This is a genomic window from Pristimantibacillus sp. Z349TD_6 (genome assembly GCF_056173205.1).
In genome coordinates this window covers 6,841,700-6,863,650 of the sequence record NZ_CM149662.1, presented here as the reverse complement: position 1 = coordinate 6,863,650, position 21,951 = coordinate 6,841,700, and the positions used below count along the sequence as shown (strand labels likewise).

Sequence of the window (21,951 nt, the reverse complement as noted above, 5' to 3'; positions counted from 1 at the left end):
GGAGGGAGCCATATTGAACAGAAAAGTTATTTTAGCTATTGCAGATGGAATAGGGGATCTTCCACATCCTTTGCTTGAAAACAAAACGCCATTGGAATATGCAGATACACCTAATCTAGATAGATTAGCTTCTGCGGGGGTTACAGGCATCATGGATTTGATTAGCCCTGGCATTCCAGTAGGCACCGATATGGGGCATCTAATTTTGTTTGGTTATCAGCCTCATCATTATCCGGGACGCGGGCCCATTGAGGCTTTAGGAATTAACATGGATGTTCTTCCGGGCGATATCGTGCTGAGGTGCAACTTTGCTGGAGTGGATGAGAACGGGATTGTCGTTGACCGCAGGGCAGGAAGGATACGCAATGGAACAGAAGAGCTTGCTGACGCGATTAATGGGTTAGAAATAATGGGAGTGAGCATATATTTCAAGCCGGCTACAGAGCATCGTGCTGTACTTATATTAAGAGGAACTGGGCTCAGTGATCAAATCAGCGATTCTGATCCGAAGGCGCCAAACGATGGCTGCCCATATCATACTATAGTCTCGCTTGATTCCTCGGCGGAGTCCAAACGGACAGCGATGGTTTTAAATTTGTTTCTTCATAAAGCGCATGTCATCTTATCCAATCACCCTGTTAATGTAGAGCGTATGAAACAAGGGGAATTAGCAGCTAATTTTATTCTCACGCGTGGAGCTGGACAGATGATTCAGCTTGATCCCATAACCGATGCTCTTCATATGAAGGGCAGTTGCATTGCTGGAGAGAGTACCGTCCTTGGAGTTGCCAAATTGGCTGGCTTTAAACCGGTAACAGATAGTAGAATGACAGGAAATATGGATACGGACATTGTACTAAAAGCTAAGCTGGCACTTGAAGAAATTTCTGAAAATGATTTTGTATTAGTGCATCTAAAAGCACCCGACGTTAAGGGGCATGATAATAAACCGTTTGAAAAAGCAAAAGCGATTGAATTGTTTGATCAAATGGTAGGAATCATAGCGCAGGGAATATCTGAAGATGTATATTTGGCTGTGGCGGCTGATCATTCTACCCCTTGTGAAATCGGTGAGCATTCCGGCGATCCAGTGCCTATTTTAATCAATGGACCAAGTATTCGAATAGATCGAACCAAACATTATAATGAAATAGATTGTGCGTATGGGGGATTGGGGCGTCTAACTGGACATGGATTTATTCAAACATTGCACGGATTAATTGGACGAGTGAAGAAGCAGGGTAACTAGGGTAGGATGAGAAGATCAAGCTTATTCAAAAAAGCAAGGCGAAGCGATAGTTGTAATTAAATATTTGCTGATATAAAGGTTAAGCCACGTTTCCGAAACGTGGCTTTCTTTTTCTTTATTTATATCCATGAGCAGCAGCCTCAAAATGCTGCTGCTTTTTATTCAGTGGTTAATGCGGCAGACGCGGGCTATCTTGATCTCATCCGTAAAAGCAGCAACTATTTTAACTCGATTATGGTCGTAGATGAATCAGTACGAAGCAACTTATCGTATTTATCAATGAGTCTTTATATGACGAAAAAGGAATCTATCGCGGTTTTATTGGCGGGATATTCCTATGTGCCGGAAAATAAATGGGGAATTGTAGTATATTCCGAAATGAGTACGATCAACGCACAACTAAATATCCAAATCCGACAGATTTTGCTTTATTCGCTTTTACCATTTATTCTATTAATGCTCACAACGATGATCGCGGAAGTGAAAAATGAGTATTTGTATTCGTTTAATAGAAATCATTAGATTTGAATGAACGTATAAAAGAGGTGAAGATATGATTTCAATAGGCCTTGCAGGATGGGGCGATCATGACCAGTTGTATGTTCCAGTTAGCAAAGCGGGCAGCAAGCTGCGGCAATATGCAAAACATTTTCCGGTTGTAGAGGTAGACAGCACCTTTTATGCCATACAATCTAAAGAGCGATTCAGCAAATGGCTGGCAGATACGCCGGAATCCCTTCACTTCGTCGTTAAAGCTTATCAAGGGATGACCGGACATCAACGCGGGCCTACAGTTCCGGCTTCGGAGACAAATGAAATGTTCGGTGCATTCCGGCAAATGCTGGAGCCCGTGATGGAGACTGGCCGATTGACGGCAGCCTTGTTCCAGTATCCGCCGTGGTTTGATTGTACAGCAGCCAATGTGCGAATTCTGCGGGAGACGAAAGCAAGAATGAACGGCATTCCTTGCGCGCTGGAATTCCGTCATCAAAGCTGGTTTACACAGGAGTACTGTGAGAAAACGCTGGATTTCATGAGGCAGGAGCAGTGGATGCACAGTGTTTGTGATGAGCCGCAGGCAGGAATAGGCTCCATACCGATCGTTCTCACAGCAACCGATGCACAATCAACTATTGTCAGGTTCCATGGACGCAATGTGTCTGGCTGGAATCAAGCCAGTGCGCCGAATTGGCGCGAAGTTCGGTATTTGTATCGCTATAGCGAGGAAGAGCTGCAAGATTGGGCGAATAAGCTACGGCTGCTGGAGCAGCAGAGCGAGCATATCTACGTCATTTTTAATAACAATTCCGGAGGGGACGCAGCAGACAACGCGAAGCGGATGATGGAGATACTGGGACTGACTCGCCCGAACGGCGAAAGTCCGAATGGGCCGCCGCCTCCGATTATTGAGCAGTTGGATTTATTTTAGATTGACGAATATAATTTAATAAATACAAAATCATCCAATTAATGTGATAGGAGGCTTGATATGAACCAGAGATGGAGCGTGAAGAGAACAGTTGTAAGTTTCAGCTTGTTCATTCTTATCGCATTGGTTTTATCCGTAATTATTTGGTATCGAATAACGGACCCGTTAGTAAATAACGGACTTCAACGAATCAATAATCATGATGGTAAGGTAGAAGAGTATGTCGTTGAGCTCAGCAATGAAGGGTTTCAGAAAATCGACATTAAGAAGGTCAGAGTGAATGGTGAAGATCGCTCGGATGACGTTCAACTGGGCATCTCTTATGATTCTACTCATATGGTGCAGGTTCTACCGAGTTTAGATCCTGCTACTCAGTTTATGGAACTATCGGCCTCTTCTATTTATCCAGCGCTTTCTCGGGGTGAGATTCAAGCAGCACTAGAGAGAAAAGAACATACACCAATGCAATACGGTCTCCGAATTCGCTATGAACATCAACCCATACAGAACGTAACGATCACGTACAAATATTTAGGTTTTACGAAAACGAAAAGTATAACCAACTGGTTTGAGTCCGATTCTCTACAATAAGCGAGTACAACTTTATTCTCCACTTTAATAAAAATTGAGTACGCTGAGTAGGCGGGGGGACTGTTTATGAGAACGATCAATGTGTATCACTATGACGCATTCAGCAATATTCCAAACATGGGAAACCCTGCGGGAGTCGTACTTAATGGTGATGGTCTCTCCGAAGAACAGATGCTGACCATTGCAGAAAAAGTTGGCTTCAATGAGACGGCATTTCCGCTGAAATCGGATAAGGCTGATCTTCGAATTCGTTATTTTACGCCAGGCCATGAAATAAATCTTTGTGGTCATGCAACGATGGCAACCATTTATGCGCTGCAAACAAAAGGGCTGCTGGATCATCCTTCAGCATTCACGATTGAAACAAAAGCTGGAGTATTGCCGATAAAAATCGATTTTGATGCAAATGGTGAACCTCGTATTACGATGCGGCAAGCCTCTCCTGAATTTCAGACATTCGATGGTTCTTTATTGGAGCTGGCTCATTCTATGGGCATCGATGAAAGTGAGATCGAGACGGAGCTCCCCACTTTGTTTGGAAGTACCGGTGCATGGACCTTATTAGTTCCTATAAAAAGCCTGAGCACTTTCAGTAAAATGAAGCCAAACAATTCGTTGTTTCCACATATTTTAAAAGAAATGCCAAGAGCGTCCATCCATCCGTTTTGTTTAGAAACATACGATGTGAATGCACAGATGCATGCCCGTCATTTTTCATCGCCATTTTCAGGAACGATTGAGGATCCCGTAACAGGTACGGCTTCCGGTGTAATGGGTGCATACTACGCGAAGTACATAGATAACAACTCGGAAAAATCAATTCATCTTGTCGTTGAACAAGGGCAAGAGATTGGCCGCAATGGCAGAGTTGGTGTATCGGTAACAAGGAATGATGATCAGCTCGATATCGAGATTACTGGCAACGCTATTTATGTTAATGAATTTGAGATACAACTACCTAACGCAGCAGTGATAGATTGAGGGTGCATTTAATAGATGTATAAACATATAATATTTGATTTTGACGGCACACTAGTAGATTCAACGTCGGAAATTATGATGGTATATAACGAATTAGCAGTAAAATATAATTTTAAAAAAGTAAATCATGAAGAATACAAATTATTAAACCATTTATCATTAAAAGAACGGTTTAAAGCTTTAAACGTTCCGATGTATAAGTTCCTTTTGATTAGAAAAATAGGAAAGGAATTTAAGGAGCGCTACAAACAGCATCTTAACTCGATATTATTTATTGATCAGATGAGAGAAGTGGTAAATGCACTTCAAAATAAAGGTTATAAAATCGCAATCATTACATCGAACTCGGCAGCGAATGTCTCTAATTTTTTACATACTCAAAATTTCAAGGGTATCCATGAAGTTCGATCGTCAAATGGACTATTCGGAAAACATCAAACGCTAAAAAAATATTTAAAAGATAATCAATTAAATCGTGAAGATGTAATTTATATCGGTGATGAAACAAGAGATATTATTGCATGCAAGAAATGCGAAATCGATGTCATTGCAGTGTCTTGGGGATTGGATACAAAAGAATCATTGCTGGCAGAGAATCCAAATTATTTAGTCGATCAACCGGATGAAATTAGGGGGATCTTAATAAAATAGAAAAAAATATTGAATAAATTAAACAAGATAAGGAAATTCAAGTATGGGAATCGTCCAATCCAACGGACATTAAACCAGGGGGGAGATGAGAATCTCCTCTGATTCGCATGCTTACTGCCATGCATATTCATAGGTTACTTTTAGGTTACTAAGTAAAAAGAAATTGCGTACTTCATATTTATATATCGTTGTACTATTATTAGACATGAAAGGCTTAAGCAGATGAATAAACAAATGATTCTGATATTTCTGGAAGCGTTATCATGATAGTAACCAACCAAGCTATACCATTTTAAATTACGATAAAACTGACGAGGTGAACGAAATGAAAGTTGTTGTGACAGGAGCTGCGGGCAATGGAGGTCAGGCGGTATGCAAAGCATTGGCCCAAGCTGGTTATACCGTTCGGATGGCAGACGTTATGCCCCCTCAGTCTGATGATTTGAAGCAGCTTGAGTTTGTTAGATGTGACATTAGGACGCCAAGCGATGTACAGCGTGCGGTGGAGGGCGTGGATGCCGTTGTTCACCTAGCAGCATGGCACTGTGCACACAATCCGCCAGTTAGTGATGAAACTATTTTTTCTGTTAATGTCGATGGTACTTTTTATCTATTAGAAGCATGCAAGCAAGCTGGTATAAAAGCGATTGTCTATGCCTCCTCGATGGCATTCGGATGGGGCTCGGTTTATGGAGTAAGCAAAGTCATCGGGGAAGACCTCTGCAAGGCTTATCATGAAATGACAGGCGCATCGATTGCAATGCTGCGTTATCATGAATTTATTCCTCGGCCATATTTAGAGTTTGGGGAACGATTGCTTCGCAATGGGGTAGATAGACGGGATGTGGCGGCAGCTACAGTGGCATCGGTCAAAGCAGCTTTGGAAAAGAAGATTGGGCTATTTCGCACGATTGTACATACCAATCATCATATGCCGCAAGAGGTTGTTCAGAACTTCAGCGAGCTTGGCGCAGAATGGTGTGAGACACAAGTGCCGGGTGCAAGCCGCCTGTTGAAGAAGTATGAGTTGACGCTGCCAAAACAAGTTGAGCAGCATGATCTATCGGAGGCAGAGGAGATGCTTGGATGGAAACCGGCATACGGTTTTCTTGAGTTTTTGAGAGACTTAAAGATCAGAGATGAAAAAGGGATCGACGTTGCTAATCTATGGGTTCCTTCGGAAATTCCAGCGTTAAATGAATAGGTTGAATCGTGAAAAGCAGCGCTGTCTGAGGATAGCGCTTGAATAAGCAAATGCCATATTTAGGCGTACAAGAGGTGGTCCCTGCAAGCACGGGGCCATCTTTTTTTATGATTTTTTTAATTTCATGACATTTTCATTTATTTGGCGTATTATAATGAGCGTGCTTAACCATAGCGAAAAAAAAGGAGTTGAGTTCTGTAATGGATAGTCGAAGTAGCGCCGAACCCGAGCCAAGCTTGCTGCAGGGGGAAGTCATGAACAAACCAATCTTCAGAAGATTGATTACTGAACTGAAGGTCAACTCTTTTGTATGGCAGGGGCATTTCTGGCTTCCTCATTAATCTGAGGAGGTTTTAACCATGTTGAATATTTATATTACTGACGAGCACGGAATACTGAAAGAAACGGATGAGATTACTTCAGGATGCTGGGTCAATCTTGTAGCTCCAACGGAGCAAGAAATGAATCTAGTAGCTGCTAAAGCACAAATTCCTTTGGATTTTATAAAGGACCCATTAGATGAAGAAGAACGATCAAGGATTGAAAATGATAATAGCAATGTGCTAATCGTTGTAAATCTCCCCTTGGTTTCGACGGATGACAAGGGTATTCCCATGTACGATACGATTCCACTAGGGATGATTATAGCGGACGATTGTTTTATTACAGTGTGTCTAAAAGACAACCCGATTTTCCACGTTTTTGCACAAAATAAAATAAAGCAATTTTACACGTACAAAAAAACAAGATTTTCATTTCAAATTTTATATTTAATAGCGACTTCTTATTTGAAGTACCTTAAGCAAATTATTAAAATGACAGACGAAATAGAGAAAAAATTGCATCAGTCGATGAAAAACAAAGAACTTTTTTCCTTATTGAATATGGAGAAAAGCTTGGTCTATTTTACAACCTCATTAAAGTCAAACAACATCGTCATGCAAAAAATGTTGAAAAGCAAATACATGAAAATGTATGAGGATGACCAAGAATTGCTGGAGGATGTCATTGTAGAAAACCAACAGGCTATTGAAATGTCTGAAACGCATACGACGATATTAAGCGGTATGATGGATGCTTTCGCTTCGGTCATCTCCAACAATCTGAATATTGTTATGAAGTTTTTGACCTCGATTACGATTATTTTATCGCTGCCTACGATGGTCGCAAGTTTCTATGGGATGAACGTTAAAATTCCGTTTCAGGATTACCCTCATGCCTTTTATATCGCGATGACCATATCTGTTATTTTATCGAGTGTCACAGCCGTTATCTTTTGGAAGAAGAGGTTCTTCTAAACTATAGCTGCTTTAAATGAAGTAGAGGCTGTTCTAAACGTAGATTTATCTACTTTTAGAACAGCCTCTTTTGGGATTAGAGGAGCTTATTTATTGAACTGGAAGCAGAGAATCAATGAATTCACTAATCTGCTGGTGATACTCATCCCAGAGATAGTCTTTATTCTCGATGATTAATTTCGGGATGTCCCACGCATTAACAATCGCACGGACAAAGGACTGACTCCGTGACCACACCTCTGCAGCTTGTTTGAAATCCTCATCCGTATGCAAGGAGACGGGACCCCATTCATTTCCTCTTACGCTGCAAATAAACCGCCATTGTTTCTCAACATCCACTTGATAATAGTAAATAAGGCTTGGTGCCAGTGGTGCCAGTATCTGCTGTAAGGAAGAAGAGAAAGTGAGAAGCTTCTGTTTATCCATGCCCATGAGATGAGCGACACTAATGGTGTCTTGTAGAAACACACTTTCAATAATAATGACTTCATGGGCACTGTTTAGCTCAGCTTGAACAAAGTCAAGATAACGAGTGGTGAGAAGCTGTATGAACTGATCTGCTTCTGCTTCATTTGTGAAAGAACTGAACTCCGGTCCTTGTAAGAGCAGGGGATGCAGTGCTTCCTCTTCTAAAAAACACCTTGTTGCTACTTGCTTTGAATTTAGTTTATCTAAAATGGATTTAGCTGTTGTCGTTTTTCCAGAGCCAGGAATACCGTCAATAATAATTAATCTTTTTTGTTTGCTCATGTACAGATCCTCCCTAAATTTAAAATGAATAAGGACGGATCATTCTTGGTTTCAGACAGCAAAAATTGAAATTTGCGTTCATTTTCACTTGTTATACCTCCAAACATTTGGATTCTAACATTAAATTCGCTTCGTTTTATTCATTTCCCTTTTTCTGGTGAGGCTTATTTCACTAGGAATGGTAACTAAACTTTGCTTCGAGCGTTTGAGACCAAAGCTTATTTAAAGGAAAACCTCCCGTTAATTCGATAAATAAATTGCTTTTTGCCCCATTAGCGGGAATTTCTCCTGCTATATTCGTCAAATAGGCCCATTTGATAAGGATTTGCTAAAAATAACAGGAGTTTTTCCATCTAATGGCTTTGAGAGAGAATAATCGTTTTAATTAACGGGAGTATTTCCTGTTAAACGGCTCAGCAGCTGCCAAATTACCTCTGAGAGGAACGCCAAATAAACAAAGGAGCAGCCACCACGGCTGCTCCTTTGTTTTGCGAATCTATTATTTGAACTTACACCCACCATTAATACTTCAGCTTCAATAAATTGCGTTCCGCAATGAAGGTCGTTGTATTAAACAGCAGCAGCACATCTTCAATCCCGTTGGCTTCCATATAGTCACTAATGTTGCCGTTATAGTAGCGAATGTCGATCACGTGGATATCCTCGACATGTTGCGTCAGGAAAGGGAGGAAGCTGTGCGCATATGAATCTTTAATGACAAGCAGCTTCTTCTTATCGATTTGCTTTGGAGGAAGCTCGTTGTGAAGCGTCATTAAAGCGTGCACGCCGCCAAGAAAATACGAATATTTATCCTTTTTTTCCAAATAGCTTGAATCATACATGGTCGTAAAGTTTTTGTCCGTATCAGCAACATACATGTCTGTTTTAATTCCGTTTTTAGCTTTGTACGCTTCAATGGAATCAGGTGTTAAACCGCTGAACTGACCGCGAGTATGATAGCTGCCTAGAAAAGAGTTGGTAACGGTCTCGATGTCGAAATCCTTTTCGGCCATTGGCGTCCAGCCCATCTTCTCTGCGTAAGTAACATAGGCTAGATAGGCGCCATAAGTCGTCCAGTGGTGGTCTGTTTTGTAATAAAGCGGTCTGCTGCTGCCGGCTTCAGGCTTCAGAAATTCGAATCCGTCGATAAATGACAAGCTCCCTTTAACCTGATCGGCGATAAAGCTGTTTACCTTCGTTTGCGGGTAAGCATCAGCCAGCCATGGCAGCCGTTCAGGATACAGGCCAATGGAGGTCGGAGCAAGCATAAAGGTGATGTTGGCGTTTGGATGGTTTTGTACAAACTTATTCACCGCAGCAGTGTATTCTTCTATATCTTTATCGTTCGGTTCATTAAATTTCTCGAACAAATAACCGTCAGAGCCTTTGTAGATGCCGTTATTTTCCTGCTGCAGGCGAAGCTGCTCAAATACAGACTTCGTCCATACCCAGTTGGTTCGGAAAGGAAAATGATCGGTTACGTAGTTTTCCGTATCATCGGCAAACTTCTTAGACCAAAGATTATCCCAAGTCAGCTCAGGCGACTTCTGGAGCGTGCGATTCTCAACGTCCGAGAAGGCTTGTACGGGCAGTAAAAAAAATAATAACGACATAGCAAATAGGACACCGACGAAGCCCCACACAAAAACGTGGTCCGTCTTCTTGCTCAAAACCGCCAGCCTCCTTTTACATTAGAAACGGAAGTAAAGAAATGGGTTAAACGTCGCATCAACCAAGTAAGCAACGGACATAAAGAACAACAAAGCATGCCAGCCAAGCTGTAAAACGGGTCGCGTACTTCTGTTTTCCTTGAGCTTGCGCTTAGGCAAGGATGCGAGCACTAATAATACGAGTAAAATGGCATTTGTGTACAATAAATATAAAGTTTCATTATTCCATAATGGCTGGTCATTGGCGCCAAACATCGCAGCAAAGTAAGTAACCATATTGCCTAAATCGTCAAAGGCAAAGAATACCCAACCGATCAAAATAAGCAGCAGCGCGTACACATGCCTAACCCAAGCTGGCATTCGCTGCAGCAGCTTTAGACCGAACCATTTCTCGAATACAAGAACGACGCCGAAGTATAAGCCCCAAAGTGAAAAGTTCCAGCTGGCTCCATGCCAAATACCGGTCAGCAGCCATACGATCATAATGTTGCGAAGCTGTATCCACGGACCTTTGCGGTTGCCGCCAAGCGGTATGTACACATAGTCGCGGAACCAGGTGCTGAGCGATATATGCCAGCGGCGCCAAAAATCAGTAATGCTTTGCGCCGTATAAGGACGATTAAAGTTTTCGTTAAATCGGAAGCCGAACATCATGCCAAGCCCAATGGCCATATCGGAATAACCGCTGAAATCAAAATAAATTTGGAAAGCAAAGGCGATAATGCCGAGCCAAGCGGTCAAGGCAGGCATCGTATCTGCGCCTGTGCTTGATATCGTATTCCATAACAGTCCGATATTGTTTGCGAGCAGTACCTTTTTCGCTAAACCGATAATAAATCGTCTAACGCCTTCGGCGAACAGCTCGATGTTCACTGTGCGATGGCGCAATTGCTCCGCAATTGTAGAATATTGCACGATTGGTCCTGCGACCAATTGAGGGAACAAAGCGACAAACGTACCGAAATCAATCCAGTTGCGTTGTGCCTTTGCTGTACCTCGATAAACATCAATAATGTAGGACATCGATTGAAAAGTATAAAAGGAGATACCGATTGGCAAAGCCAATTCAGTTAATGGTATTTGTGTACCTAATAGTGCATTCACATTGTTAATGAGAAAATCAGCGTATTTAAAATAACCTAGCAAGGTTAAGTTTACGACGACAGAGGCGACGACAATCCATTTCCGCTGCAGGCTGCTCCGCTTCGGGTTGCTAAGAGCAAGTCCGAAGCTGTAGTCAGTAACCGTCGAGAGCAGCATGATTGCGATGTACACGGGCTCGCCCCATGCGTAGAATACGAGGCTTGTGGCGAACAAAACGAAGTTTTTAATTCGCCACGGAGACACGAAATACAGCAGCAATACAGCAGGCAGAAATAGAAATAGGAAAAGTAGACTGCTGAATACCATATTGCTTATTTTTTAGCGAAGAAGGAATCGAATTCAGTTACAAATTTATCCGCTTGTTCAGAAATGACGAAAAAGACGTGATTGCCTTTCGCTACAAGCTTATAGTTTTTGGCGTTTTCGTACTGATCTGGCAAATAAGTTTCAAAAGATTTTTGAACATCCGCAGCACGTTTCTTGATTCCGTCCTCAACAGCAGCAATATCTTTAGCATCCTTCACTTTGAAAACAGCTATTTCATTTGTTTTAACATTCATTAAAGGTGACATAATTGTATATTCTTCCAGAATAGATGGATCGAAGTAATACATTTGTTTCACCATGTCGCCTGTCATTTCTGCTAACGCGGGTTGCTCGATTTTGGCCAACATGCCGTCAACCATCTCTTTTGTCGTTTTTGTTGTTACGAATTGCTCTTCTTTGTTGCCTGATGTATTGGAGTTAGTTCCTGAATTTGAGTTTGAACCTGAGCATGCCGTCAGCACCAAACCTAAAGCAATGACAAGCATAAATGCAAAATATCTTTTTTTCATCGTAATCAATCTCCTCGGTGTCATTTTTGTTATCAAGTTTAAAAACGGAAATTATTAAATTAATGTTGCAGGTTTAATTATTATGGTAAAAAATAACGTTAATAATTCATAAGAATATGATTATTTATTAAACGAGAAAAATGAGTGATTACGCGGAGTTTTTGCCATAGAGGAGAGGCTTGACCATGCAGCAATGCTTTTCGATATATCGATGGTCAAGCTCTCACAAAAAACGAGGTCGATAAAGTGGACTCAAAAATAGAAATTCGTTGTGGGAAGAAAGCTGGATGAACGCTCGGTACAAAAAAGCAATTACGAAGTCTTCGAATTCGAATAAACGCGATCCTCGGAATTGCCGAGCACGAGCTCACATTGGCCTGCAGCTGAAAGCTTGTCCAAATAGGCTGCCACTGCAATGTAGATGCTTGGTTTTCCCGTAGACATTCGTATATCTTGTACAAGCTTCTGTTCAATTAAAAAGTTAGAGATCGCTAATGTGCTGATACGTCCGTATTTGAGAGCATCGTCAACGACACGCTGAGCCGGCTGCGACAAATAAAAGGGACTTGTAGTTTTGGCATTCGAGCTGCTTAGCTCAGATTCTCGCATTGCGGCAGCGCCTAATTTTTTGCCAGCCTCCTCGAATGCAAACGCATCTTGGTTCACCGGAGGCTCATCGAACAGAAACGCGCCTTGACTCTCCTCAATCTCATCAAAGACGAATGCGCCTTGACTGTTTTCGATTTCATCAAATACAAACGCACCTTGGCCATCATTGGAATTGTCAAAGCTGAGTACGCCTTGCGTTACATCGTTATCTCCAAAATCGAAGGAGCCTTGCGAATGTTCTGGATGGTCAACAGGCTGATTACTGTTCTCCATGATGTCCTTGTCGGAACGGTAGTCGCTATGAAAGTTCGGGGTCTCCGGTATTTGCTGTTCATCGTCTCCTGAAGACGATTGATCATAATAGGTTAAAGCAGCTGCTATCCGCTTCTTCCTGCTTGCAAGGTCGAGCTCATGCAGTCTTCTGCGAATCCGAGACAGCTGTCTCTCCAGCAGCGGAAGATTGGCATCGATATGTGCTTGAATGTCGGCAGGCACTTCAAGCTCCGATGGCAGCGGCAAAAAAAGATGCTGATCGAGCTGCCAGCCATCTCTATATTTGCATAACATCTCATTCATCTCGCCATCGAGGATGTCAAAACCTTTCATAATATCCGATATGGCTTTCGCATCAATTCCGGTATGCAGCTGTAAATGCTCGATACCGAAGTAGCGAATCGTATTGGTAGGGAGATGAAGCACCTGATGCTGGTAGCGCAAGGATCGGCCGCATTCACATTTTGTATGAGGAGACACTTCGCCGCTATCGGTGAACCCGATATAGTCCCATTCTTCAATAAACGATTCAATATCCTCGAATTCAGCGTCCTCGGGAATGAACTGGCATTTTTTTCGGGCAAGCTGTCGTGCGAACAACGTTCTTCTGCCTCTAACGAGCTCATGGTGCAAAAAATGACGCTGCTCCTCCGTGAGCGTTCCCATTATGTTATCGCGCTGCTCCAGCGACATCTCGTATTTCATAACACACCTCTATTCCGTCTAAAAAGGGAGTGAAGTCCCCCTTTATGGCATACTTTATTTATTCACATTATAGATGGGGGAGCACAAGAAGTCATTAGCGATGCCAAACTATACAACTCATTACCCGTTTTTTCATAATGTTCAATCCGCATCCTTAAGATTTGTTGCTTAAAAAACGAATTCGTCCTATCAGGATTTGAAAGTGTATAATATAAAGAAGCTGAGGTTGTATAGATTTTATTTCATAATAAAGGCAGGTCCTCCTACTTATGTCCAGCAAAAAAGAGAAAATTGAAGCACCTAAAATATCAAGCGAATTGCAATCTTTAGACGTTCCTGATTACGAATGGGCGGATGAGATCGAGATTAGCGACAGCATCATTCAAGACAGCGGTGTTCATAATCAATCGGCTTATAAGCCTTGTTTTGATCGCGTAGTGTTTAATAACGTATCGTTTCGGGCGACAAGCCTGCGAAAAGCGGAATTTACCGATGTTCGTTTTGACAACTGCGATTTATCAAATATCGATCTAAGTGAAGCGGTATTTCATAGGGTCACATTCCTTAATTGCAAGCTGCTTGGCATGGATTTGACTGGCTCAATGCTGCGCAACGTAAGGTTCGAGCAATGTGTTGCGGATTATGCCGTACTGCGCTTCGCCAATGCCAAAGGCGTTAAATTCGAGAAAAGCTCGTTAGCCAAAGCAGACATGTCCAATATGACATTAGTTAATTTCTATCTGCATGAAACAAATATCGATCAAGCGCAGCTTTCACAGACGAAGCTTGGCGGCGTCGATATTAGCAGCTGTGAATTTAACAGCTTAGGCGCTTCGCTAGAGGATTTGCGGCGCTGCATCATCTCGCCTGCACAGGCGATTACAATGGCGACCATTTTTGGGCTTGTTGTCAATGATGGAACATAATGGCGAGCAGCATATTAACGCCAAAATGGTAACAAAGAAGATCACTGCGTACGAGCAGTGGTCTTTTTTTTGCATGGAAATGATTTACTTATATATCGTGTCGTGATACAATCGCATCATGATATATCGAGGTGCGATATAACATCGGGTGAAATACACTTTCGGTAGTTCCACACAAAAGGAGCCGAGTCACAATGGAGAAATTACTTCGCAATTATTTGCCAATGTCGGAAACGGCTTTTTATATTTTGCTGTCGCTTATAGAGACTCGTCATGGTTACGGGATCATGCAGCATGTAGATGAATTGACGAACAACAGAATTCATTTAGGCGCCGGGACTTTGTACGGAAGCCTGTCGCGCATGGAAAAAGACCGATTAATTGAAGTTGTGCTTGAAGAGGATAGGCGTAAATTTTATCGCATCACGGATGACGGTAAAACCTTGCTCAAACTAGAGATGAACCGGATCGGAGAGCTGTATCATAATAGTTTAAAAGTGGAGGGGAAACTTCATGAATAACGAGAAACGGGTGACGAAATGGTGGGTAAGCTGGGATTCGGAAAAAATAGAGAGATGGCTTGAGCAAGAGGAAGCTAAAGGATGGCATCTGAGGAAAGTAAGCGGCAATGTCGTTCGTTTCCATTTCCAGAAGGGTGAGACTAGGAAGCTAAGATATTGCCTCGACTATCAGATGAACAAAGACCCAAACTATGTGCAGCTGTTTAAAGAAGCAGGCTGGGAGCTCGTATATTCCGGCGCAGGCTGGTATATTTGGCGAATGCCCTACAGTGAGGTGCGGCCTGAAATCTACTCCGATCTGGACTCTCTAATTGATCGCAACAAAAGAATTTTGTCACTGCTTTCAGTCGTATTATTCGCACAGTTTCCCATTATACTGATTAACATTTTTCCGTTACAAATGTTCAACCCATGGTCATTAATCATTTTAGGTTTGTATATGATCGTTGTTGGGTTGTTTGTTTATGGTATTATTCGTATCGTTTCCAATAATCGAAGGCTTATCAAGAGACGAGATTTGCATAAATAGGATAGAAGTAGAGGCTGCCCGCGGGCAGTCTTTTTTCTTTTTTTACATGTGTGCACACCGTTTTGAGCAGGTGAAAAAATCATACCTGAGTGAACATAACCGCTTCATTTCCGGGAGAATTAGGCGGTCTAATGGAAGTTCATTGCTGTCTAAATTGTTCAGTTGAAGAGACAGTACACCTAGGCTAACATTCATGGAGACGTTCTAAGCAGCATGATATGCAAACGCATACATAAAGAGCGGATACCCAAACTCAAAGGAGGAATTCAATTGTTGAAAAGAAAGAAATGGCTGTCTTTGGCGCTATGCTTCTCTCTATTAGCAAGTTTTCTAACCTCGCTTGCCCCTGTAAATGCAGCAAGTGAAGGGCTAGAGGAAGCTTTAGCTGTCACCGACGATTTTACAGAGCAGGAGCTGAAGGATAACGATTATATTTTATATTTCGTTAATGCAGGTGATTCAACCCCGAAGACGGTTGAAGGGAACGACAAGCTGGGCTTGTATAGCTCGGTTACGGAGCAGGTATATGGAATTGATCCCCTAACCTCTAAATCATGGGGCTTGGTGACGACAACGAGCGGCACAAACGTCTGGGATGCAACGACCAAATCCGGAACGTTAAGATATTATAACGGTACGCAGGTTAGAGAGAAGGCGCTGGCTTATGATTTTGAGCTGCCAACAGGCGAATATGACGTGACCTTTGGCTTCAATAATCCGTGGAGCGGAAGAAGCGTGAACTTGCTGCTGGAAGGGAATAACGTTTCTGGCGGTGATTTTGCAATTGGCGGTGAAGGGGCTGAGAAATCGGTTACTTATCGCAAAATCGGCGTTACCGATGGGATGTTAAACGTAAGGATACAAGGGCCGGCAACAGCTGCGCTCTCAAACTATAACGATCCACTCGTTAATTATCTCATCATTAGACAGAACAGAACGGTTCCGCTCTCTGATTTAGAAGACAAGATTGCAGCAGCAAGAGCTGAAGCAGCAAACACGAAATATACGCCATACAGTCTCGCAGTACTGAACGAGGTCATTCAAGAGAGTGATTCCGTTCTGCAATCCCTAGTGGGCAGCGGTGCGGATATTACGGATCTCGCAATTCAAGAGCAGATTATTTCGGCTATCGCAGCATTATCAAAGGCGATATCAGAGCTGGCGGTTAAAGAGATATACAATTCTTTTAAGCCCGGTGCGGTTTGGAGAGATACGAACGGGGCGCTCATTCAAGCGCACGGCGCTGGCATGATGTTTGATGAGAATACACAAACCTATTACTGGTACGGTGAGGATAAAACCTACGGTTATTTGCCTGCCAGAGGGGTAAGGGTTTACGCGTCCAAGGATTTGTACAACTGGGAGGATCATGGACTCGCCCTGACAGCGATCGGTTCGATAGATGACTTTGAGAATGATCCGCTTATTTCAGAGCTATATGCTGGCCGGACAGATCAAGCCGATATTTTGAACGACATCGGTACGGATCGCATCATTGAACGTCCTAAAGTCATTTATAACGATCATACAAAAAAATATGTGATGTGGATGCACACGGATGGCCCAAGTGAGACATCGACAGCCAACTATGCGAAAGCAGAAGCCGGCTATGCGCTTAGCGACTCTCCGCTCGGACCTTTTGTCTATCAGGAGAGCCATCGCATGGACCAAGCGCCTAAGGGAGCAACTGATAACGGCCAGCCAAACCAGCCAGGCATGGCGCGGGATATGACGTTATTCAAGGATGACGACGGCACCGGTTATTTGATTTATTCGAGTGAAGAAAATTTAACGATGTACATCTCCAAGCTCAATGATTCGTATACAGATGTTGTTGGTTGGCATAAAGACGGCAACGAAGAGCGAGATACGGAGTACAAGGGAGTGCATGGCGAGGACTATGTGCGCGTATTCCCGCTAGCTCAGCGCGAGGCACCGGCACTATTTAAGTACCAAGGGAAATATTACATGATTTCATCCGGTGCGACGGGCTGGGCTCCGAACGTGGGCAAATATACGGTTGCCGACAGCATGATGGGACCGTGGAAAACGATGCGCGATGTTGCGCCTGGAAGCTCAACGACCTTTGGCTCGCAGAGCACTCAAGTGATTACTGTAGACGCAGCAGCTGGGAAATTCATCTATATGGGTGACCGCTGGAATCAAAACGATCTTGCGAATTCCCGCTATATTTGGCTGCCGATTGAATTTGGTCAAAATGATGAAATTGCCCTTCAATGGCATGATGAGTGGTCGCTTGAATTGCTTGACAGCATGGGGAAGGTGACATTGAATACTCCGCTTCCTGCAAGTACAACAATTGGCAAAGCGCCAGCACTTCCGACGACTGTACAAGTGACCTTATCAGATGGAACGGTAAAGGATACACCGATGAGCTGGAGCATAAATGAAGCGTCATTCAAAATTCCGGGGACGGTGCGCGTCAGCGGCAAGCTGACAGAGCTCTCCAATAAGGTCATCGAACATCAGATGTATGTCATTCCAGAGGGCAGCACTTATTTTGTTCATGCAGGCGGTGCGGAAACGTCAGATTATAAAGATATTACTCAATTGATTGGCGAAGATCATTTGCTAAACGGAAACGTTATCGATCAGAAATACGATCCGGCGAACAATCAAACTTGGGGTTATATCGGAGACAATACGCTGACATCCGGTACGAACAGCGGCAATATTTTTGATGGATTGCGTTATTTGAAAAGCAATGCCGGCAATGATCTCTCGTACCGCTTCGACATCGATAATGGAAGCTACGATGTTTATGTAGGCTTGTACGACCCGTGGTCCCAGTATTCGAACGGCAAACGGATAGCTGATATTTTGCTGAACGGAGAAGTAAAAACAAGCGGGTATGTTTTCTCCGCAGCAAAAGATGTGCTTAGCTATGGCAATGTAGCCGTTGATAACGGAAAGCTGGAGCTGACGGTGCATCGAGCGGCGAACGCAGGTGCAACAAGCTCTGATCCGCAAATTAGCTGGATTATGATAACGGATAGCAAAGGCGATGTTGTTGAGACTCCTGCAGAGCTAATTGTCCATTATGACATGAGCAAGCTGGAAGGTACTTCGGTCATTGACCAGACTGGCAAATACAATGGCAAATGGGTTAATCCTGCAAATGCGGAGTGGATTAAGACAGATGCAGCAGGAGCCATCAGCTTTGCTGGCGGAAATACAAGCTCTTATATTGAAATGCCGCAAGGTATTTTGGATGGGCTGACGGATGTCACGGTATCTGCCCTTGTCAATTGGAAAGGCAAGAACAGTGCAGAATGGCTGTTTGCGCTTGGACAAGGCGATACACATTATTTGTATATGACGCCAAAATATAATGCAGACAGCACGGCGCGATTCGGTATCGCAACGAATGGCTGGCGCAATGAAGTGGCGACAAAAGCGCCGCTGCTCCAATCAGCTGATTGGAAGCTCGTTACGGCAGTAATGTCAGGTACAGACAACAAGCTGTCGCTGTATGTAGATGGCCAGCTAGTCTCGACTGGTAATGCTGGCGGCTTTACTCTCGATCAAATTAACAATAAAAACGGCATCAGCGGTTTTATTGGGAAATCCTTTTATGCGGGAGACGCTTATTTTGGCGGTATGATCGCAGACTTCCAAATCTATAATGGCGCACTTCTTGCCTCTGAAGTGAGCGAGCTTAATGTGGCGGCAAATGAGAAGCTGGCAAGCATGGAGGTGCTGCTGCTACAACATGCGGCCGATCAATTAGACGACCTGAGCTTCCTTGGGGAGAATAGCAGCAAGGATGCAGTGCTGACGGATCTCGAGCTGCCAACGACTGGATTGCATGGAGCAACCATTACATGGCAATCAGATCATGAGTCAATCATTAGTAATAGCGGTACTGTTGCACGGCCTGTTTTTGAAAATGGAGATCAGATTGTAACACTGACCGCTGTTCTATCAGATGGAAAATCGACTGTAACAAGAACGTTCACGTTCACTGTGTTAAAGCAGCCGGATACGGCTGTTCATATAACAGGAATTACGGTGAACATGGATGCGGTTACGTTGAAGGAAGAAGAGCAGCTGCAATTGACTGCAGAAGTTGCACCGCTGAACGCGGATAATAAAGCCGTGTTATGGTCTAGCGATGCAGCAGCCATTGCATCAGTCGATACAAACGGCATTGTTACAGCTCTAAAAGAAGGAACAGCTACCCTTACGGTTGTGACTGTAGACGGCGGATTTACAGCTAAGGTTGTCGTAACGGTGGAGAAAAAGAAGGACACTGGCGTAGAGCCTAGCCCGACTCCAGATCCAACACCGAGCCCTAGCCCGGACCCTACACCAAGTCCGAGTCCAGATCCAACGCCTAGTCCGACGCCAAACCCTGGAACGAACCCAACACCAAGTCCGGTTCCAACACCGAGCCCAGACCCAGAGCCGCATTTCAAGGATACTGCAGGGCATTGGGCAGCAGCATCGATTAATAAGCTGGCGGGCCAAAACATTTTGGGCGGTTTTCCAGATGGCAGCTTTAAGCCTAATCAGGAAATGAGCAGAGCGGAATTTTCAGCTGTTATTTACAGATTGTTAGGCCTCAAAGCAGAAAACAGCGAACCTGGCTTCGGAGATATTACGCCGACGGCTTGGTATAGTAAATATGTGAATGGCTTGTATGCCAATGGAATTATAACTGGTTTTGATGATGGCAGCTTCAAGCCGAATCAGGAAATGACGAGAGAGGAAGCATTCGTTATTTTGTATAGAGCGGTTAAAGACCAAATAATCGTTGCCTCAGGAGCAGCCAAGCCATCCTTTGCGGATGAGCCAGGCGTGTCCAGCTGGGCTAAAGAAGCTATAGCAGCATTATCAGAAGCGGGCATTATTAAAGGTTATGAGGATGGTTCCATCCGGCCAAAGGAAAAGATTACACGCGCCGAGATTGCATCGATTGTAGCAAACTTCGTCAAATAGCTGGTTTAACGAAAGACATCCCTAAATAAGGGATGTCTTTCGTTTATTTAAATACAAGACAGTATATTTTTTTTCTAAAGAACGCCGAATGCGTTTTAGCTTGTTAGACGATAAAAATGATATACTGTTGTGAAAACAATCGATTATTATGGAAAACGATGATATGATTTAGATAACGAAATTTGACGATAATTGTGCGCATGTAGGAGGCTATTTACAGATGGAGTACATTAGTACAAGAGGAAATGTTGGCAAAATAGGGTTTATCGATGCGTTTATGATGGGCTTAGGCAACGATGGAGGACTGCTTGTTCCGAGCGAAATTCCAGTTATTTCAGCTGAAACATTGAAGGAATGGCAGAATCTTAGCTATCAAGAGCTTGTACTTGCTATATTCTCGCATTTTACGAATGATGAGATTCCAGCACAGGATTTGAAAGACATGGTGTACGCGAGCTATGCTACTTTCCGTGACCCGGAAGTAACGCCTGTCCGCAAGCTGAAGGATGATCTTTATTTGCTGGAGCTGTTCCACGGTCCTACCTTTGCTTTTAAAGATATCGCGCTTCAGTTTATGGGCCAGCTTTACACGTATGTTGCAGCGAAGCAAAATAAAAAAATTCATATACTCGGTGCTACTTCCGGCGATACAGGAGCTTCAGCAATCGAGGGCGTTAAAGGCAAAGACGGCATTAAGATTTGTATTCTACATCCACATGGCAAAGTAAGTAAAGTACAAGAGCTGCAAATGACGACAGTTCAGGACGACAATGTACTGAATCTATCTGTAGATGGCAACTTCGACGATTGCCAGCGCATGATTAAGGATTTGTTCGCTGACCTTGATTTTAAAGCTAATAATCAGCTTGCGGCGATCAACTCCATCAACTTTGTTCGAATCTTGGCGCAGACGGTTTACTATTTCTATGCCTACTTCCAAGTGGCGAAGCAGACGGATGCGAAGCAGGTTAACTTTAGCGTACCGACAGGCAACTTCGGTGATATTTTTGCAGGTTACCTAGCGAAGCGTATGGGACTTCCTGTAGGCAAGCTTATTCTAGCTACGAATGAGAACAATATTTTGGAGCGCTTTATTCTTGAGGGCGTGTACAAGCCGGGAGACTTCCGCAGCACGTACAGCCCATCGATGGACATTCAAGTAGCCAGCAACTTTGAGCGTTACTTGTATTATGTGCTTGGGGAGGATGCTGCTCAAATTCGCAGTCTGATGGATCAGTTCAAAGCCGAAGGACAAATCGTCATTACCGGCGATGCGCTGAGCAGAGTGCAAGCCGAGTTTGGCGCGCATGGCGTACAAGGTCAAGAGTGCCTGAACACGATTAAGAAATATGAAGCGGAAAACGGCTACCTGCTTGATCCGCATTCAGCTTGCGGCGTCGCTGCGGCTGACAAATACAGCAATGAACAAGGAATCACAATCTCGCTTGCGACGGCTCATCCAGCTAAGTTCAACGAAGCCATCGAGCTTTGCGGCATCGAGCAGCAATTCCCTGAGCAAATCGCTTCGCTGTTCAGCAAAGAGCAGCGTCAGACTCGCGTAGACGGATCGCTTGCAGCGGTCGTTAGCGAATTAGAAGCATTTTATAACGCATAATCATTCATGCTTGGATACGAAAAGGCAGCAGCTAGAGGAGAAATCCTT

At 43.5% G+C, this 21,951-nt stretch carries 19 protein-coding genes; 14 read left to right on the top strand and 5 right to left on the bottom strand.

The genetic code is table 11. The annotated features are described in order from the left end of the window. Positions 1-13: 13 nt before the first annotated feature. The 9 genes from apgM to AC0VYE_RS29750 all read left to right on the top strand — a co-directional run bounded on the left by apgM (position 14) and on the right by AC0VYE_RS29750 (position 7,403). Positions 14-1,249: a 2,3-bisphosphoglycerate-independent phosphoglycerate mutase gene (apgM, locus tag AC0VYE_RS29790; protein WP_475444360.1), complete on the top strand. Its 1,236-nt coding sequence runs from the start codon at positions 14-16 to the stop codon at positions 1,247-1,249. Positions 1,250-1,348: 99 nt separating this feature from the next. Next, on the top strand, positions 1,349-1,771 hold the full coding sequence (locus AC0VYE_RS29785) for a hypothetical protein (RefSeq protein WP_475444358.1): 423 nt from the start codon (positions 1,349-1,351) through the stop codon (positions 1,769-1,771). A 31-nt stretch (positions 1,772-1,802) separates the two neighbouring features. Continuing rightward, positions 1,803-2,678 (top strand): DUF72 domain-containing protein, encoded by an 876-nt coding sequence (locus tag AC0VYE_RS29780; protein WP_076267337.1) that lies wholly within the window; start codon positions 1,803-1,805, stop codon positions 2,676-2,678. A 60-nt stretch (positions 2,679-2,738) separates the two neighbouring features. Further along, positions 2,739-3,269 (top strand): hypothetical protein, encoded by a 531-nt coding sequence (locus AC0VYE_RS29775; RefSeq protein ID WP_475444356.1) that lies wholly within the window; start codon positions 2,739-2,741, stop codon positions 3,267-3,269. A gap of 66 nt (positions 3,270-3,335) precedes the next feature. Further along, the gene (locus AC0VYE_RS29770) at positions 3,336-4,250 is read left to right on the top strand and encodes a PhzF family phenazine biosynthesis isomerase (RefSeq protein WP_475444354.1); all 915 of its coding nucleotides are present in this window, start codon (positions 3,336-3,338) and stop codon (positions 4,248-4,250) included. A 15-nt stretch (positions 4,251-4,265) separates the two neighbouring features. Further along, positions 4,266-4,901, top strand: a complete 636-nt coding sequence (locus tag AC0VYE_RS29765; protein ID WP_475444352.1) for an HAD-IA family hydrolase — start codon at positions 4,266-4,268, stop codon at positions 4,899-4,901. 325 nt (positions 4,902-5,226) lie between these two features. After that, positions 5,227-6,105 carry an NAD-dependent epimerase/dehydratase family protein gene (locus AC0VYE_RS29760; protein ID WP_475444350.1) on the top strand — a complete coding sequence of 293 codons (879 nt, stop codon included), beginning with the start codon at positions 5,227-5,229 and terminating at the stop codon, positions 6,103-6,105. A gap of 200 nt (positions 6,106-6,305) precedes the next feature. Further along, positions 6,306-6,446, top strand: a complete 141-nt coding sequence (locus AC0VYE_RS29755; RefSeq protein WP_179089775.1) for a hypothetical protein — start codon at positions 6,306-6,308, stop codon at positions 6,444-6,446. A gap of 18 nt (positions 6,447-6,464) precedes the next feature. Further along, complete coding sequence (locus tag AC0VYE_RS29750; RefSeq protein ID WP_475444348.1) at positions 6,465-7,403, top strand: magnesium transporter CorA family protein; 939 nt, start codon at positions 6,465-6,467, stop codon at positions 7,401-7,403. A 90-nt stretch (positions 7,404-7,493) separates the two neighbouring features. Here AC0VYE_RS29750 and AC0VYE_RS29745 read toward each other — a convergent pair whose 3' ends face one another. The 5 genes from AC0VYE_RS29745 to AC0VYE_RS29725 form a co-directional block, all read right to left on the bottom strand. Beyond that, the gene (locus AC0VYE_RS29745) at positions 7,494-8,153 is read right to left on the bottom strand and encodes a P-loop NTPase family protein (RefSeq protein ID WP_076267331.1); all 660 of its coding nucleotides are present in this window, start codon (positions 8,151-8,153) and stop codon (positions 7,494-7,496) included. 521 nt (positions 8,154-8,674) lie between these two features. Beyond that, entirely contained in the window at positions 8,675-9,823 is a 1,149-nt protein-coding gene (locus AC0VYE_RS29740; RefSeq protein WP_475444346.1) for a DHHW family protein, read from the bottom strand. A gap of 21 nt (positions 9,824-9,844) precedes the next feature. After that, positions 9,845-11,233 carry an MBOAT family O-acyltransferase gene (locus tag AC0VYE_RS29735; RefSeq protein WP_475444344.1) on the bottom strand — a complete coding sequence of 463 codons (1,389 nt, stop codon included), beginning with the start codon at positions 11,231-11,233 and terminating at the stop codon, positions 9,845-9,847. A gap of 5 nt (positions 11,234-11,238) precedes the next feature. Further along, entirely contained in the window at positions 11,239-11,763 is a 525-nt protein-coding gene (locus AC0VYE_RS29730) for a DUF4358 domain-containing protein (RefSeq protein WP_475444342.1), read from the bottom strand. Between the two features lie 312 nt (positions 11,764-12,075). Next, a complete protein-coding gene (locus tag AC0VYE_RS29725) occupies positions 12,076-13,350 on the bottom strand; it encodes a DUF3895 domain-containing protein (protein WP_475444340.1) in 1,275 nt (424 codons plus the stop codon). Between the two features lie 269 nt (positions 13,351-13,619). Between AC0VYE_RS29725 and AC0VYE_RS29720 the strand changes: the two genes are divergently transcribed. The 5 genes from AC0VYE_RS29720 to thrC all read left to right on the top strand — a co-directional run bounded on the left by AC0VYE_RS29720 (position 13,620) and on the right by thrC (position 21,903). After that, entirely contained in the window at positions 13,620-14,276 is a 657-nt protein-coding gene (locus tag AC0VYE_RS29720; protein ID WP_475444338.1) for a pentapeptide repeat-containing protein, read from the top strand. Between the two features lie 194 nt (positions 14,277-14,470). Continuing rightward, a complete protein-coding gene (locus AC0VYE_RS29715; RefSeq protein ID WP_475444336.1) occupies positions 14,471-14,797 on the top strand; it encodes a PadR family transcriptional regulator in 327 nt (108 codons plus the stop codon). Continuing rightward, positions 14,790-15,326, top strand: coding sequence for a DUF2812 domain-containing protein (locus tag AC0VYE_RS29710; protein WP_076267324.1), 537 nt, complete (start codon positions 14,790-14,792; stop codon positions 15,324-15,326). Before AC0VYE_RS29715 ends, AC0VYE_RS29710 begins: the two co-directional genes overlap by 8 nt. Before the next feature lie 270 nt (positions 15,327-15,596). Further along, the gene (locus AC0VYE_RS29705; RefSeq protein WP_475444334.1) at positions 15,597-20,288 is read left to right on the top strand and encodes an S-layer homology domain-containing protein; all 4,692 of its coding nucleotides are present in this window, start codon (positions 15,597-15,599) and stop codon (positions 20,286-20,288) included. 220 nt (positions 20,289-20,508) lie between these two features. Continuing rightward, positions 20,509-21,903, top strand: coding sequence for a threonine synthase (gene thrC / locus AC0VYE_RS29700; protein ID WP_475444332.1), 1,395 nt, complete (start codon positions 20,509-20,511; stop codon positions 21,901-21,903). Positions 21,904-21,951 lie beyond the last annotated feature (48 nt).